The sequence below is a fragment of the Mycobacterium sp. E136 genome, assembly GCF_001666865.1.
Taxonomy (GTDB): domain Bacteria; phylum Actinomycetota; class Actinomycetes; order Mycobacteriales; family Mycobacteriaceae; genus Mycobacterium.
Genome location: NZ_LZJE01000227.1, coordinates 1 through 1543, shown reverse-complemented (window position 1 = coordinate 1543; position 1543 = coordinate 1). Strand labels below are relative to the sequence as shown.

General features: G+C 69.7%; 1 protein-coding gene. It reads right to left on the bottom strand.

What is annotated here, in order from left to right; all coding sequences use genetic code 11:
- A partial coding sequence (locus tag A5698_RS15140; protein ID WP_156670769.1) for a SpoIIE family protein phosphatase occupies positions 1–1543 on the bottom strand: 1543 nt, incomplete at both ends.

The window sequence follows — 1543 nt, the reverse complement described above, 5'->3', positions numbered from 1 at the left end:
GACAACCCCAGCGGGGTGACCGACGCATCGTCGAGCAGTCGGGTCGAGCCGTCGGGCAGCACCATGACCGGCGGCGGGTGACCGGCGCTGGAGTACAACAGCTCACCGGTGTCCGGGTTGAGCACCGCACAGAAGGCCGTTGTGCACCGCGCGCCGGGCAGGCGGGCGGCGAACCGATCCAGCGCGGTCAGCGCCGCCGCCGGGCCCGGGTGTTCGAGCAGCAGCGCGCGACAGGCGCTTCGCAGCTGACCCATCACCGTCGCCGCCGTCAGGCCGTGGCCCACGCAATCGCCGACGACCAGCGCGATGCGGCCGTCGTCGAGGTCGACGACGTCGTACCAGTCACCGCCGACCTGCAGCGGGCGCGTGGCCGGCTGGTAGCGCACGGCGAACCCGCTCGACACGGTCGGGCCGAGGATCGCATGTTGAAGCGCCAGTGCGGTTTCGCGCTGCTGGTCGAGTTGATGGACACGCTGCAGGCCCTGGCCCAGCCGACCGGCCAACACCGCCAGCAGCGTCTGGTCCTCTGGCGTGAACGGGCGGCGCTCCGGCAGCTCGAGGTAGACGACGAGCACCCCTCGTGGATGCTGCAGGGCGATGCGTGCGGACCCCGTTTCGGGCGAATCGGCCACGAGTGAATCGGCGAAACGCAGAGAGGTGACCGCACGCTTCGTGGCCGCAGGCAGGTCGCGCCAGTGCGCAGGCTCGCCTGAACAGACCAGGGCCGTCGGTTCGAGCGCCGTCTCCGCGTCCTCGACCGGAAAGGTGACGGCCAGTACACGGTGCGCCCGCCAAACACCGCGCAGGACGTCGGCGGCCGCGCGTACCGCGTCGTCGAGCGTATCCGCCTGTGCGAGTTGCTGATTGAGTGCCGCCAGGGCGGCCTCCCGCTGCACCGTGTAGTGCTCGGCGGTGACGTCGCGGAAGGTGCCGACCATCACGGGCCTGCCGGTGTCGATCTCCTCGATCTGGTTGTAGGTGAGCGTCACCCAGAGCCGGTGCCCATCGCGGTGTGTGACCGGAACCGTATGCCTGCCATGGGGTTCGCTCAGAATCCGCGCCAACAGCTGGTCGGCCTGGCGATACGCTTCGGGATCCGACTCCGATGTCGGCCACCACGGCTGCACCGGCTCGTAGGGCAGCCCCTCGACGCCGAACCCCAATATGTCGGTGAACGCGGCGTTGATCTCGATCACCGCGCCGCGGTCGTCGGCGACGAAGAACGCTTCCTGCAGAGAGTCGATCAACGCGGTGCGCCAACGTGCATGGTGATTGCGCAGCCGCGCGAGTTTGACGTTCGCGCGGACGCGGGCCAGCAGTTCCGCCGCGGCGAACGGCTTGACGAGATAGTCGTCAGCGCCGGCCTGTAGGCCCTCGATTGCGGCTTCCTGCCCGGCGCGCGCCGACAGCAGCAGCACCGGTATCGCCGCGGTGCGGGGGTCCGACCGCAGTGCGGCGACAAGTGCCAACCCGTCGAGCTGCGGCATCATGACGTCGCTGATCACCAAGTCCGGCACGTCCGTGCGTGCCGCATCCAACGCCA